This window comes from Rheinheimera sp. WS51 (assembly GCF_050936095.1).
In the GTDB taxonomy this organism is placed as follows: domain Bacteria; phylum Pseudomonadota; class Gammaproteobacteria; order Enterobacterales; family Alteromonadaceae; genus Alishewanella.
The window spans coordinates 1-14,489 of sequence record NZ_JBOTRC010000007.1 but is presented as its reverse complement, the minus strand read 5'-3'; the positions used below and the strand labels follow the sequence as shown (position 1 = coordinate 14,489).

Here is a 14,489-nt window from a genome sequence, read left to right as displayed (position 1 = left end):
GTCAAAATAACCATATAAAAATTATTTGTTAAAATTAACATATGGTTAATAACAACGGTTGCTTAGGCAACTTTTTCTAGTAACCAGCACAAACTTCAGCGGAACTCAACATGATCCAGACTAAATCGTTAAATGTTGATTACAACTATAGCGTTGTCCGCCTTTTTGCCGTAACTACCGTAATTTGGGGTATTATCGGCATGGGGATGGGCGTTTTTATCGCGGCCCAGTTATACTGGCCAGCATTAAACTTTGATATACCTTGGTTGACCTATAGTCGCCTACGTCCTTTACATACCAATGCGGTTATTTTCGCATTTGGTACTAGCGCATTATTCGCTACGAGTTATTATGTTGTACAACGTACCTGCCAGGTACGATTGTTTGCTGAAAAGCTAGCTATGTTTACCTTCTGGGGTTGGCAAGCAATTATCGTTGCCGCTGTTATAACCTTACCTATGGGCTTAACTTCAACCAAAGAGTATGCAGAGCTTGAGTGGCCTATCGATATTTTAATTACTATCGTGTGGATTTCTTACGCCATCGTATTTTTCGGTACCTTAGTTAAGCGTAAAACAAGCCATATTTATGTGGCTAACTGGTTCTACGGTGGTTTTATTTTAACTATTGCCGCTTTGCACGTAGTGAATAGCATGGCTATCCCCGTTAGTGCCTTTAAGTCATATTCTATTTATGCGGGTACTGTAGATGCAATGGTGCAATGGTGGTATGGCCATAATGCGGTTGGTTTCTTACTTACTGCAGGTTTCTTAGGCATGATGTATTACTTCGTACCTAAGCAAGCGGGTCGCCCGGTTTATTCTTACCGTTTATCTATAGTTCACTTCTGGGCACTAATTGCTTTATATATCTGGGTTGGTTCTCACCATTTAATTTATACAGCGCTACCTGATTGGACTCAATCTTTAGGTATGGTGATGTCTGTTATTCTATTCGTGCCAAGCTGGGGCGGTATGATTAACGGTATTATGACCCTATCTGGCGCTTGGCATAAGCTTAAAACCGATCCTATTTTACGTTTCTTAATTGTTTCATTGTCTTTCTACGGTATGTCTACCTTTGAAGGCCCTATGATGGCAATTAAATCAGTTAACGCGTTATCGCACTATACTGACTGGACGGTAGGTCATGTTCACTCTGGTGCTTTAGGTTGGGTAGCCATGATTTCGATTGGTGCTATCTATCACCTTATTCCGGTGTTATACAATAAAACCCGTATGTACAGTACGACATTAATTAACTCACACTTCTGGTTACATACTATTGGTGTTGTATTGTATATCGTTGCAATGTGGATATCGGGTATTACCCAAGGCATGATGTGGAGTGCAGTAAACACTGATGGCACCTTAACTTATAGTTTTGTACAAAGTCTTGAAGCCTCTAAGCCATTCTACTTTATGCGCTTTGTAGGTGGAGTATTTGTTGTAGCCGGTATGTTATTAATGGCTTACAACGTATTTAAAACTATTCGTGCACCGAAAGAAAGCTTGGCAGATCCAGTGCCAGCGGCTGCGTAAGAGGTAGATCATGTCTAATAAGAATCATCATGAAAAGATTGAAAAAAGCGTTGGTTTACTGACTGTTTTAATTTGTGTTGCCATCTCTTTTGGTACCTTAGTTCAGTTAACTCCATTGCTATTTATCGATGAAATGAGCGAACCTGTAACCGGTATGACCCCTTATTCACCTTTAGAATTAGAAGGTCGTGATATTTATATCCGTGAAGGTTGTGTAGGTTGCCATAGCCAAATGATCAGACCATTTCGCCATGAAGTTGAGCGTTATGGTCACTACTCTGTAGCGGGTGAAAGTGTTTGGGATCACCCATTTTTATGGGGTTCTAAGCGTACAGGCCCTGATTTAGCTCGCGTTGGTGAACGCTATAGTGACGATTGGCATCATGCTCACTTAGTTGATCCTCGCTCTGTAGTGCCAGAGTCTAATATGCCGGGCTTCCCTTGGTTAGAAACTAACCTATTGGATGGCAAAGATACGGTGAAAAAGATGGAAGTATTGCGTCAGCTAGGCTTACCTTATACTGATGACGATATTGCAGGCGCTGTAGAAGCAGTTAAAGGCAAAACAGAAATGGAAGCCTTAATTGCTTACTTACAATCACTTGGCACACACTTGAAGTAACCACTATGACATATGCAGATATTCACAGTATTTACACGGTAATTTTGTTTGTTGCTTTTGTCTCTTTTGTGTTTTGGACTTTTGTCTTAAAACGCAAAAAAGATTTCGATCAGGCTGCGAACTTAGTATTCGGCGACGAACTGAAAAAACAACAACAAGAAACCAAACAGGAGTCAGATCATGAGTAGCTTTTGGAGTGCTTGGATCATTGTTTTAACCCTACCCGTTATCATAGGTTGCTTTTGGTTATTAACCATTAGTTTGAAAAACTATGTAGACGTTCCAGAGGGTGAAGTAACCGATCATGTGGTTGATGGTATTCAAGAAGTAAATAACCCACTACCTCGCTGGTGGACCTATTTATTTTATTTAACTATCGTATGGTCTGTTTTCTATTTAGCCCTATACCCAGGCTTAGGTAACTTTAAAGGCTTTTTAAACTGGACTAGCTCTAACCAAGGCATTAAAACCTTAGAAGAGTCTCGTGCTGCTGTGGAATTAGCCAAAGCTGAAGGCCACCGAGTTCAGCTTGATCGCGAAGTTGAAGTTGCCAATGAAAAATATGGCCCTATATTTCAACAATTCGCCCAGCGTGATGTGATTGACTTAGCTTATGATGATGAGGCTATAAAAATAGGTCAGCGCCTGTTTTTACAAAACTGCTCGCTATGTCATGGTTCAGATGCGCGTGGCCAAAAAGGTTTTCCTAATTTAACCGATACCGATTGGTTATATGGTGGTACCCCAGACAAAATTAAAGAAACGATTATGTTTGGTCGTAAAGCTGCCATGCCTTCTTGGACTGAAGCCTTAGGTGGCGAACAAGGCGTAAAAGAAATGACCGCCTATGTTTTAAGCTTATCTGGTCGTGAAGTTGATCAAGTAGATGCCAATGCAGGTAAAGCTAAATTTGCTTTATGTGCTGCTTGTCATGGTATGGATGGTAAAGGCAGTCTTGCTCATAACCTACCCTTTGGCGCGCCAAACCTAACAGATAACGTTTGGTTATATGGTGGCTCAGCTAGAGCAGTAACTGAAACTATTAACTTAGGCCGTGCTGGTGAAATGCCACCATTTCATAAAACCTTGGGCGAAGATAAAGTACATATCTTAACTGCTTATGTCTATCGTTTAGCTAACCCAGAAAAGCCAGCTAATTAATCCAGCCTTAAGTGTTGGTGTAGTAAATTTATAAGCCCCGGTTGCGGGGCTTATTTCTATCTAAAATGAGGTTGTTATGCAGCAAGATATTAAACCTTGGTATAAGCAATTATGGCCTTGGCTTCTAATCGCTATACCGGTTTTTACCGCCCTTAAAGCTGTGCATACCGTTTACATAATGCAAGGTAACATTCCTGATATGGTTGTAGATGACTACTACAAAGAAGGCCAAGCAATTAATCAACAACTGGCCTTATATCGAGAAGCTGAACTGCGTAACCTAGAGGCTAAGGTGCTTATTGCAGCAAACCAAGTGATTATTCGTTTTAGTCATAATAAAACATTACAAGACACAGTGTTACTGTCATTTTATCACCCAACAATGTCGGTGAAAGATTTTGAACTTATTGCCCAGCGCAGTGGCCAACTTCTTTATATTGCGACGCTACCAAGCGCACTAGAAGGCAACTGGCGTATTGTTGTTTCTGATGACTCTACGGATTGGAAGCTTAGAGCTAATTTAATTTTACCTTCTACGGAAGAAATTCCCTTAGGCTATTAACAGGACAGTTTTGTGAGTACGACTCGCTGTTTTCATTGTCATGAGTCAGTTCCTACAACTGCTGACTATACACTTGTTTTTGATGACAAAAGCCGTCACTTTTGTTGCCCGGGTTGCCTTGCTGTTGCCCAAACAATTATTGATAGCAATTTAGCTGACTATTACCGCTTTAGGACTGCGCCTGCTACAAAAGCGGCACCTTTACCAGACTCCATTAAAAACGAATTAAGCCATTATGACTCAAGTGATGTACTAGACGATATTAGCCAGCTTCATGGTGAGTTAAATGAAATTGAACTATCTATCGAAGGCATTAGCTGTGCTGCTTGCGCTTGGTTGATTGAAAAGCAACTACGACAATTTGCCGAAATAGCTAAAGTGAATGTTAATTCAACTACCCAACGTTGCTACTTACTCTGGCATGCTCAAAAGTTGCCTCTAAGTCAAATTATTTCAGCACTGCAAGAAATTGGCTATCAAGCCAGCCCTTTTATAGCGGATAAAGAAGAGCAGAGCTTTAAACAAGAGCTTAGTCACTATTTAAAACGCTTAGCCGTATCTGGCATTATATCAATGCAGGTGATGACTATTGCTTTTGCTTTATACTTTGGTGATTACACCGGCATTGAACAATCTCATCAAGGGTATTTGCGTTGGATTAGCCTGCTGCTAACCCTACCCGTTGTGTTGTATTCAGCATTGCCTTTTTTACGTAGTGCCTTACGTAGTGTTAAAAGCCGGCAATTAAATATGGATGTGCCTGTTAGCCTGGCTATTTATTATACTTTTGCCGCATCTGCCTACGCTACCATATTTAATACAGGTGAAGTTTATTTTGAATCTGTCTGTATGTTCACTTTTCTATTGCAGTTAGGTAAATTTTTTGAGTTCCGCGCGCGCGCTAAAGCCAGAGACGCGACAAGTAACTTGCTAAAAGTCATGCCAGTTAGTGCAACCTTAATTAGCAATAATGAGCAACAGATTGTCTCGGCTCGGCGCTTAAAAGCTGATGATATTATTCTAATTAAACCCGGTGAAACCATTGCTGCTGATGGCGTCATTATTCAAGGTGATACCACTGTTGATGAGTCTATGCTTACCGGTGAATATAGGGCTATAGAGAAAAACCTCGATGATACCGTCCTTGCCGGCAGCGTAAATCATAACGGATTAATTCAGGTTAGCGTAATTACACCGCTAATGGCTTCTCGATTGGGCCAAATTATTGCTCTGCAACACCGTACTTTTAGTCAAAAACCCGCCTTATTGCAAAAAACGGATAAGTTAGCGCAAAACTTTATTGAGAAACTGTTACTTATTGCGGTACTTACTTTCTTACTGTGGTATTTCTGGTTAGATCCTGATCGTGCTTTTTGGGTTACGCTTTCAGTGTTAGTCGCCACCTGCCCTTGCGCTTTAAGCCTAGCTGCGCCAACAGCTGTTACTTGCTCATTAGCACAATTAAATAGGCAAGGTATTTTAGTTAAAAATAGTGAAGCTTTAGATGCGATCCCTGATATTAGCCATATTGTATTTGATAAAACCGGTACCTTAACTCAAGGCCAATTTTCACTAAACCACGTACAGCTTTTTAATAACAACTATAACCGCGAACAAGTACTAAATATTATTGCTAACTTAGAAATTAACTCTGAGCATCCTATTGGCCGTGCGTTTAGCCCTTTTTACCAGCAGCCTTTATCGTTATCACAGATAGAGATCACTGTAGGTGGTGGGATTTCTGCTTACCATCAACAGCAACTAATTAAAGTGGGTAGCGCTAAGTTCTGTCAAGTCGATGCCGTTGCAGACGCTATGGTCTATCTATCTATTGGTGAGCAACTTATTGCCAGTGTTAGTTTACAAGATGCATTGCGACCTGAAATTCCACGTTTAGTATCACAGTTAAAATCTAAGGGCTATCAACTTGTTATGTTAACCGGCGATAGCTCTAGTCAAGCAGAGCAGCTTCAGCAGCAACTTGGGTTTGATATTATGCATAAAGGCTGTTCACCAGAGCAAAAAGTTGCACATATACAAACGCTTGTTGCTAAGGGCCATAACGTTATGATGCTAGGTGATGGTATTAATGATAGTCCTGCTTTTCATGCTGCGCATGTTTCTGTTGCGTTGCAGTCTGGCACCGATTTATCTAAAAACCAAGCTGATGTGGTATTATTAAAGCCTGATCTTAGTTTGTTATTAAAACTCGTTAAAGGGAGTAAACTGGCTAAGCTTAGACTAAAACAAAACTTAGCTTGGGCTGTAGGCTATAATGTGATTATTATCCCTTTGGCTGTCGCTGGTTTTGTGTCTCCTTATATTGCGGTGTTAGGAATGTCTTTTAGTTCATTGCTAGTTGTCTCTAACTCGTTAAGGCTATTAAAAATATGAACGTTATCTATATTCTAATCCCTATTGCTATTTTATTCGTTGTGTTTGGCTTAACAATATTTTTTTGGGCGGTGCGTAGAGGCCAATTTGACGATTTAGAAAAACAAGGCTTTAGTATCTTATTTGATGAAACAAACGAAAAAAAACAGTTAAAAACTTCGTCTGATAAGTCCAAACACCATGAGTAATGATGTTATTGCGGCTATAGCAATTGGTTTTATTGGAAGTAGTCATTGCTTAGTTATGTGTGGCGGCATAGTGGCCGCCTTACAATTAGCAATGCCAAAAGCTAATACCGCACGAAAACTTTGGTTACAGCTGGTTTTAAGCTTAGGCCGTTTATCTACTTATAGTTTATTTGGTGCTGCTGTGGGTTATTTTGGCGCTAGCGCAATGCAATTAGCTGGCGGCTCATTATTATGGTTACGCTTAGTTGCGGGTTTATTATTGATTGCAATTGCGCTCTATATTAGCCGGCTTTGGTTTGGCCTATTGAAATTAGAACAACTCGGCCAAGGTATTTGGCGTTATATTCAACCTCTGACTAAACATTGCTTGCCTTTAGACTCGACAAAAAAAGCCTATTTATATGGCTTATGCTGGGGATGGCTGCCTTGTGGTTTAGTTTATAGTGCTTTAAGTTGGAGTTTAGTCAGTGGCGGCGCTAGCGCTGGCGCTCTTGTTATGTTTGCTTTTGGTCTGGGCACTCTACCTGCCATTTTACTTTCTGGTCTTGCAGCACAAAGGTTAAACACCATAAAAAATAATTTAATAGTAAGATACCTGACCGCTTTAATATTAGCGTCTTATGGGTTATATACCCTTTGGCTTGCTGCGAGTCGGCTTTTTCATTAAGCTTTAATTTTAACTTATCTTATAAAAGGTCTAAACATGCAGAAATCTGCTTTAAAGTGTCAAGATTGTGGTTTTAGTCAGTTATGTTTACCTTTTTCATTAAACCGCTTAGAAATGGATCAGCTTGACGATATTATTCAGCGTAAAAAACCGTTTCATAAAGGAGATATGTTATTCACAGCTGGGATGGCGCAAAAATCGCTATTCGCTATTCGCTCGGGCACTTTCAAAAGTTTTACTATCACGACGCAAGGTGATCAGCAAATTACCGGCTTTCATTTACCTGGTGATATTTTAGGTTTTGATGCCTTTAATACCGAACAACATCCTAGCTATGCTGAAGCATTAGAAACGGCTATGGTGTGCGAAATACCTTTAACTAATTTAGAACATTTACTAGGTCAGTTACCCCGTTTACGCCAACAAATAATGCGCTTAATGAGTCAAGATATTCAAGCTGATCAGCAAATGATGCTGCTATTAAATCATAAAACAGCAGAGCAAAAGCTAGCCAGCTTTATTCAGCAGCTATCACAACGTTATGCAAGTCGAGGCTTTGCTGGAACTGAATTTAGGCTAACCATGACTCGTAGTGATATTGGTAATTATTTAGGCTTAACGGTTGAAACGGTAAGTCGGCTCCTAAGTAAGTTAAATAAAGCGCAACTTATCACCGTGGAAGGCAAGCTAATTAAAATTACTAATCCTAGTCAACTATCTGAATTAGCATCCTTATCTGCGCGGTGTTAAGATTTAAATTAGTATAAATTTTAAGTTAATTACCCCCGGTTATCCTATTATGTGACTATACTAATCTAAACACTATAACCCGCATTATGATGAGGAGTCGGCTATGTCTGCTTATAGCAATGTCTTAGTAGTATTAGATCCTGCCGCAGAGCAGCAAAAAGCACTTAATCGTGCAATTCAATTGGCAAAATTGCAGCCCTGTCGATTAACTATATTTTTAACTGTTTATGATTTTTCTTATGAAATGACAACGATGCTTTCGGGCACAGAGCGTGAGTCAATGCGCCAAGCAGTTATTGCTGATCGTGAGCAGTGGATCCAACAGCTTCTTAATCAAACCCATAGCGCAGAGCTTGATATAGAAATATTGGTGGTATGGCATAACCGCCCTTTTGAAGCTATTGTCCATACTGCCATAGAGCAAAATATTGATTTTGTTATTAAAGGCACTCATGATCATGATGTATTAAAATCAATGATATTCACACCAACAGACTGGCATATTTTGCGCAAGTGTCCCTGCCCTGTGCTGTTAATAAAAGAACACGAATGGCCGACACAACGTAATATTATAGCTGCCGTTCATGCTGGTAGTGAGCAAGACCATCACTCAGAGCTTGATCAGCGTATTGTTAAAAAGGCACTGCAAATGGCGGCCTTACTTGATGCTAAAGTGCATTTAGTTAATGCCTTCCCTGGCACGCCCGTTAATATTGCCATTGAGATCCCCGAATTTAATCCACAAGAATATAATCAAAGTATGAAACAGCACCATATTGATGCTGTAGCTAAGCTAGCTCAACAATTCAATATTCCACAACAACGCTGTCATGTTATTGAAGGTATGCCTGAGGATGCTATTCCCAATGTAGTAAAAGAGCATAATGCGTTAATGGTAGTTATAGGCACTATTGGCCGCACGGGATTTTCTGCAGCTATTATTGGCAACACTGCAGAGCATGTGATTGACCAATTAGATTGTGATGTACTGGCAGTAAAACCGGCCGATTTTATTAGTCCATTACAAAAAAATTAAAATTAAAGCGGTTTTAGGCTTAGGTTGCTTTGGTATTTGCCTTGCCTTAGTTATAATGTGCGCCATTTTAGATTCAGGTTCAATATTATGACTCACGCAGCGCAAGCTAAAGCCCAGTATAGTTTAAATAAATTACATAAACGCTTACGCCGCAATGTAGGACAAGCAATAGCCGATTTTAATATGGTTGAAGACGGCGATAAAATTATGGTTTGTTTATCGGGCGGTAAAGACTCATACACTATGCTTGATATTTTGCTTAATTTGCAAAAGTCTGCCCCTATCAACTTTAGCATAATCGCCGTTAATTTAGATCAAAAGCAACCTGGCTTTCCTGAGCATGTGTTACCTAACTACCTAGATGAGCTTGGCGTTGAGTATCTTATTGTTAATGAAGATACGTATTCTATTGTTAAAGAAAAAATTCCTGAAGGTAAAACAACTTGCTCGCTGTGTTCACGCTTGCGTAGGGGCATTTTATACCGCACGGCAAACGAATTAGGCGCAACTAAAATTGCTTTAGGTCATCATCGTGATGATATGCTTGAAACCTTATTTTTAAACATGTTCTTTGGTGGCAAAATGAAGTCGATGCCACCAAAACTTGTTAGTGATAATGGTGAGCACATAGTGATCCGGCCTTTAGTTTATTGCAAAGAAAAAGATATTGAAAAGTTTTCAGTCGCTAAAGCCTTCCCTATTATTCCTTGTAATTTATGCGGCTCGCAAGATGGCCTTCAGCGTCAAGTGGTTAAAGAAATGCTACAAGACTGGGATAAACGCTTCCCAGGCCGTATTGAAACCATGTTTCAGTCTATGCAAAACATTGTGCCGTCACATATGGTTGATAAAAACTTATTTAACTTCGCCCAATTGAGTAAGGACACAAGCGTGATCGAAGGTGATACCGCTTTTGATAAACCAACAATTTCAGCTATTCCTGTTGGCTTTGTTACAGATGAAGATGAAGAAACCTCAGAAGTGCACTATATTGCTTTAAGTTAAAATTTTGCCAACGTAAATTTATTGAACACAAGCTTATTTGGGTTTGTGTTCTTTTTTTTCCCACCACTAATCAAACGATTAATCTCTGTGACTCTGGCTTACTCTTTATTTCAGCTCAATTAACCTTTTTAATTGGCAGGGTTATTTTGCTCTAGCAACGGCAATAAATAAATTGGTTTTTCAGCAAAATGCCATTGCCTAGTTGCTGGCGCATCAAGTGCTTTTAAGCGTATTTCGCAGCGTTGTTGTTGGCATTTGGTTACATCTTGTTGCTCTGGCGTTAGTTGATGCTCTGGGCTGTCTTGCTGTGAAAAAACGGCTATTACACCAGTTACTTCAGGCAACCAACGTTTACTTACACTACCAGCTAACTCCGTTAAAACTAAAGTAAATTGTTGCTGAAAATGGTTTAGCTCTTGTTGGCTCATAGTCTGCTGTAATGGCATTCTAGTGCGCAAGCGTAAGGTTAACTCACAGCTTGGGTGGTTATCTGCTTGTTGTAAAATAAGCCGTGCCTTACTGTCTTTTAATGCTTCATCATAAGGTAAGTTAATTTCACCGTTAGCAAATAAAAACAAAGGAACATTGTGGATATCACTGGTTAAGCGTAAATCTATAAAGCGGCACTCGCCTTTTCGATCAGTATTGGTCAGTAAAAAAGCTAAGGTTAAATCAGTAAATTCAGGCTTTTGAAGCGTTTTCATTTTTTTGTATAAGCTATCGTAGCTTATCATCATAGTTGCATGAGATGGCAGTGCTGTTAACAAGACCAAGAATAAAAACTTATACATTTTACTGCTCCAAAAACTTGCGGTTATAACGGATCATACTTTGTATTTCAGCAATATATTCTTCGCCACGCTCAGAGTACGCCGATAAACCTTCGGCTAATTTTTCACCACGTAGTGGTTTATTTTGCTGCCTTAATTGCTGCCTTATTTCACGCAAATGTTGGTATGTATAGAATGAGTTTAAGTTATAAAAGTAACTGGCTATACTTTGAGCCGGCCCATTAAACTTAGCCACTTCATGCAACTGGCCTTCATCTCGTGATGAAGGAATAATGCCGCAGCCTTGCTTAAAGCACCACTGGCCAAAAAAATTATAACCTTCAACGGCAAAACGGCTGGTTCCCCAGGCAGATTCATTGGCAGCCTGCATCAATACTAAGCTTTGTGGAATAATATCCACTCTGCTTAATAATGCTGTCATTGTATTGTTGTCAGACGTAGTCACCTCTAGCCTAAATTCATCATATAAACTGTATAAAAAAGCATTTTCAATAGCGGTTAGCTGTAAACCTTTTTGTCGTTTTTCGATAATTTCTAGCAATTGACTTCTCAAACTGCGCAAACGTGCGTTCTCACGCTTAACATGGGGTTTTAAGTAAGCAAAAAATGCTCTTTTTTTATCAGACGTCTGGCTAAAAGCATTAAAGTCTGGCAACGGCTGCTGCTCGGGTAATGGCAGAGTATAGGATAGTCTTTGCGAGAGCTTTACTTTATCTTTGCTATTTAGCCCTTCTAATCTGCTAGGTTGCTGCCAGTCTTGTAATGAGTCTTGCTGCCAAACTGGCTCTAACTCAGTAAAAGGGCTAATTAATGCAACGATAAAACCTAACCAAAAAATGGTTAGCAACACTTTACGAATAAACATCTGATCCTTAAATACCCATTTAGCTTGCAGCGCTAAGCGTTTTGTACTTAGTGTTTTATTTACCATAAACACCCTAACATTTTAAGCTGTCTATTTTACCTAGATATCTTTGACTTTACGACCCATTCGCTAATTTGCTCTGTTCTGAGCGCTGAAATGAAAATAAGCTATAAAATACATTGCAAACTTACTTCAAGTATGTAAAAAATGGACGCTTAAATTATAGCAACCTAGATGGTTAGATGTGTTTTAAGGCCAATATATGGAATTTATCCCCCGCTCCACTAAACTCAATGGCGTTTGTTATGACATTAGAGGTCCTATTGCTCAAGAAGCTAAAAAGATGGAGGATGAAGGGCAACGCATTCTTAAGTTAAATATTGGTAACCCTGCCTTATTTGGCTTTGAAGCGCCCGATGAAATTTTAAAGCATGTGATTCATAATTTACCGTCTGCCCAAGGCTACTCTGATGCACAAGGTATCTACTCAGCCAGAGTGGCTGTTGCTCAGTATTACCAGCAACGCGGGATCTTAACTGCCGATGCTGATGATGTATATATTGGTAATGGCGTATCTGAACTTATCTTAATGTCACTACAAGCCTTACTTAATAATAACGATGAGGTATTAATTCCGGCCCCAGATTATCCATTATGGACTGCAGCCGTTAACTTAGCCGGTGGCAAAGCGGTGCATTATCATTGTGATGACAAACAAGGTTGGCTGCCAGCACTTGATGATATCAAAGCTAAAATTACGGCAAACACTAAAGCCATTGTGTTAATTAACCCGAATAACCCGACTGGTGCGGTGTATCATAAAGCCTTTTTACTAGCGCTATTGCAGCTAGCCCGTGAGCATAAGTTAGTTGTATTAAGCGATGAGATTTACGATAAAGTACTTTATGACGACAGCCAACATGTTAGCACCGCCGCACTAGCTGACGATTTATTTATATTAACATTTAGCGGTTTATCTAAAAACTATCGCATTGCTGGTTTTAGAGTTGGCTGGTTATTAGTATCTGGCGCTAAAATGCAGGCCAGAGCATATATTGAAGGGCTAAATATTCTAGCTTCTATGCGCCTTTGCGCCAATGTGCCCTGTCAGCATGCCATTCAAACTGCTTTGGGTGGCTATCAAAGTATTGATAAATTGGTGCAACCCGAGGGTCGCTTATATCAGCAAATGGATTTAGCCCATAATTTGATAAATCAAATTGATGGTTTAAGCTGTATTCGACCTAAGGGCGCCATGTATCTTTTTGCTAAATTTGATCAAAAAAAGCTAAAGATACACAATGATGAGCAATTTGTTTTAGACTTTTTACGTCAGAAAAAAGTGTTATTAGTTCATGGCCGTGCTTTTAATTGGCCTACCCCAGACTATTTTAGACTGGTATTTTTACCACATAAAGACCAACTTACCTCTGCTATAACTGAACTTGAACATTTTTTAGCGAGCTATAAACAATAAGCTTTTTTTGATAAATAAAACGAATAACTATGACTGATAACGTTAATTTCCAAGATATTTTTGAGCAGCTGACTAATCATTTAGCGAGTGTGGTTTTTTATACATTTAATGTTAACGGTACTGAAGTTCCCTTAGTACTGTTGTGGCTAATTTTAGGTGCTTTATTTTTTACGCTGTCATTAGGCTTTATTAATATTCGTGGCTTTGGCCATGCAATTGGCTTATTAAAGAATAATAAAACGACAGGTGAAAGTGGTGAGATCACACCGTTTCAAGCCTTAACAACAGCGCTATCAGGAACAGTAGGCACAGGAAATATTGCAGGTGTTGCCTTAGCCATTAGTTTAGGCGGCCCCGGTGCAACCTTTTGGATGATTATTGCTGGTCTCTTGGGTATGTCGACTAAGTTTATCGAGTGTACACTGGCGGTTAAATATAGACAAATTAATGCTGATGGCAGTGTCTCTGGTGGGCCAATGTTTTATATTAAAGCGGCTTTTGATAAATGTAACTTGCCGCTACTTGGCTCTATTTTAGCTATTGCATTCTCAGTTTTTGTTATCTTTGGCTCAGCGGGCTTTGTCCATGTTAATCAAGGCTTTGTGCAACTTAAAACCGTTACCGGTTTTAACAATGCTTGGTTATTTGGTGCCATTTATGCAGGCTTAGTTGCCCTGGTCATTATTGGTGGTTTAAAAAGTATCGCTAAAGTAACAAGTAAATTAGTGCCCTTAATGTGTGCTATATATTTATTTGCAGCACTTGGGGTGATGGCCGTTCATTTAACTCAAATTCCAGCAGCCTTTGCGCTAATTATTTCTAGTGCTTTCACCCCTGAAGCGGGTTATGGTGGCTTTATTGGCGTGCTTATTCAAGGTTTTCGTCGTGCGGCCTATTCTAATGAAGCCGGCGTGGGTTCCTCCCCTATAGCGCATGCGGCGGCACAAACTAAAAATCCTATCAGCCAAGGCTTTGTGGCTTTACTAGAGCCCTTTATTGATACTGTGGTTATTTGCACTATTACTGCCTTAGTTATTATTCTAACCGGTGCCTATCAAACGGCAGGCTTAGATGGGGTTGAAATAACATCTAGTGCCTTTGCTTCAATATTTAGTTGGTTTCCATGGGTGTTAATGGTTGCGCTTTTATTGTTTGGCTTTTCCACCGTAGTAAGTTGGTCGTATTATGGCTTGACGGGTTGGCGCTATATATTTGGCACAGGCCACAAGGCAACCACTATTTATAAAGTGCTATTTTGTCTTATTGTGTCTATTGGCGCGGTACCCAATATTATGGCGGTATTTAATTTTATAGATTCAATGATATTTTTAATGGCGGTACCTAATATATTAGCTTTATATATGTTACTACCTGAGGTTAGACGCGATTTAGCCATTTACTGGCGACAAGTGACAAGTGACAAGTGACAA

At 39.6% G+C, this 14,489-nt stretch carries 15 protein-coding genes; 13 read left to right on the top strand and 2 right to left on the bottom strand.

The features are described from left to right. Window positions 1–110: 110 nt before the first annotated feature. The 11 genes from ccoN to ttcA all read left to right on the top strand — a co-directional run bounded on the left by ccoN (window position 111) and on the right by ttcA (window position 9,926). A complete protein-coding gene (gene ccoN / locus ACRCA4_RS09540) occupies window positions 111–1,541 on the top strand; it encodes a cytochrome-c oxidase, cbb3-type subunit I (protein ID WP_433187483.1) in 1,431 nt (476 codons plus the stop codon). A gap of 10 nt (window positions 1,542–1,551) precedes the next feature. Then, on the top strand, window positions 1,552–2,163 hold the full coding sequence (ccoO, locus tag ACRCA4_RS09535; RefSeq protein WP_433187480.1) for a cytochrome-c oxidase, cbb3-type subunit II: 612 nt from the start codon (window positions 1,552–1,554) through the stop codon (window positions 2,161–2,163). Window positions 2,164–2,168: 5 nt separating this feature from the next. Further along, on the top strand, window positions 2,169–2,351 hold the full coding sequence (locus ACRCA4_RS09530) for a cbb3-type cytochrome oxidase subunit 3 (RefSeq protein ID WP_433187477.1): 183 nt from the start codon (window positions 2,169–2,171) through the stop codon (window positions 2,349–2,351). Continuing rightward, on the top strand, window positions 2,344–3,324 hold the full coding sequence (ccoP, locus tag ACRCA4_RS09525; protein WP_433187474.1) for a cytochrome-c oxidase, cbb3-type subunit III: 981 nt from the start codon (window positions 2,344–2,346) through the stop codon (window positions 3,322–3,324). Before ACRCA4_RS09530 ends, ccoP begins: the two co-directional genes overlap by 8 nt. 76 nt (window positions 3,325–3,400) lie before the next feature. Continuing rightward, window positions 3,401–3,886, top strand: a complete 486-nt coding sequence (locus ACRCA4_RS09520; protein ID WP_433187471.1) for a FixH family protein — start codon at window positions 3,401–3,403, stop codon at window positions 3,884–3,886. Between the two features lie 12 nt (window positions 3,887–3,898). Next, on the top strand, window positions 3,899–6,280 hold the full coding sequence (locus ACRCA4_RS09515) for a heavy metal translocating P-type ATPase (protein ID WP_433187468.1): 2,382 nt from the start codon (window positions 3,899–3,901) through the stop codon (window positions 6,278–6,280). After that, on the top strand, window positions 6,277–6,468 hold the full coding sequence (gene ccoS / locus ACRCA4_RS09510) for a cbb3-type cytochrome oxidase assembly protein CcoS (RefSeq protein ID WP_433187465.1): 192 nt from the start codon (window positions 6,277–6,279) through the stop codon (window positions 6,466–6,468). The genes ACRCA4_RS09515 and ccoS overlap by 4 nt, the downstream gene beginning before the upstream one ends. Then, a complete protein-coding gene (locus ACRCA4_RS09505) occupies window positions 6,461–7,135 on the top strand; it encodes a sulfite exporter TauE/SafE family protein (protein ID WP_433187462.1) in 675 nt (224 codons plus the stop codon). Before ccoS ends, ACRCA4_RS09505 begins: the two co-directional genes overlap by 8 nt. 36 nt (window positions 7,136–7,171) lie before the next feature. After that, window positions 7,172–7,885, top strand: a complete 714-nt coding sequence (fnr, locus tag ACRCA4_RS09500) for a fumarate/nitrate reduction transcriptional regulator Fnr (protein WP_433187459.1) — start codon at window positions 7,172–7,174, stop codon at window positions 7,883–7,885. Between the two features lie 103 nt (window positions 7,886–7,988). Further along, the gene (gene uspE / locus ACRCA4_RS09495; RefSeq protein WP_433187456.1) at window positions 7,989–8,921 is read left to right on the top strand and encodes a universal stress protein UspE; all 933 of its coding nucleotides are present in this window, start codon (window positions 7,989–7,991) and stop codon (window positions 8,919–8,921) included. Between the two features lie 87 nt (window positions 8,922–9,008). Next, the gene (gene ttcA / locus ACRCA4_RS09490; protein WP_433187453.1) at window positions 9,009–9,926 is read left to right on the top strand and encodes a tRNA 2-thiocytidine(32) synthetase TtcA; all 918 of its coding nucleotides are present in this window, start codon (window positions 9,009–9,011) and stop codon (window positions 9,924–9,926) included. Window positions 9,927–10,054: 128 nt separating this feature from the next. Here the strand turns inward: ttcA and ACRCA4_RS09485 are convergent, their stop codons facing one another. Both ACRCA4_RS09485 and ACRCA4_RS09480 read right to left on the bottom strand, forming a co-directional pair. After that, window positions 10,055–10,717 (bottom strand): DUF2987 domain-containing protein, encoded by a 663-nt coding sequence (locus ACRCA4_RS09485; protein WP_433187451.1) that lies wholly within the window; start codon window positions 10,715–10,717, stop codon window positions 10,055–10,057. A 1-nt stretch (window position 10,718) separates the two neighbouring features. Then, entirely contained in the window at window positions 10,719–11,648 is a 930-nt protein-coding gene (locus tag ACRCA4_RS09480; RefSeq protein WP_433187448.1) for a glucosaminidase domain-containing protein, read from the bottom strand. Between the two features lie 196 nt (window positions 11,649–11,844). Here ACRCA4_RS09480 and ACRCA4_RS09475 point away from each other — a divergent pair, with 196 nt between their 5' ends. Further along, a complete protein-coding gene (locus ACRCA4_RS09475; RefSeq protein WP_433187445.1) occupies window positions 11,845–13,059 on the top strand; it encodes a pyridoxal phosphate-dependent aminotransferase in 1,215 nt (404 codons plus the stop codon). Between the two features lie 29 nt (window positions 13,060–13,088). Beyond that, on the top strand, window positions 13,089–14,486 hold the full coding sequence (locus tag ACRCA4_RS09470) for an alanine/glycine:cation symporter family protein (protein ID WP_433187442.1): 1,398 nt from the start codon (window positions 13,089–13,091) through the stop codon (window positions 14,484–14,486). Window positions 14,487–14,489 lie beyond the last annotated feature (3 nt).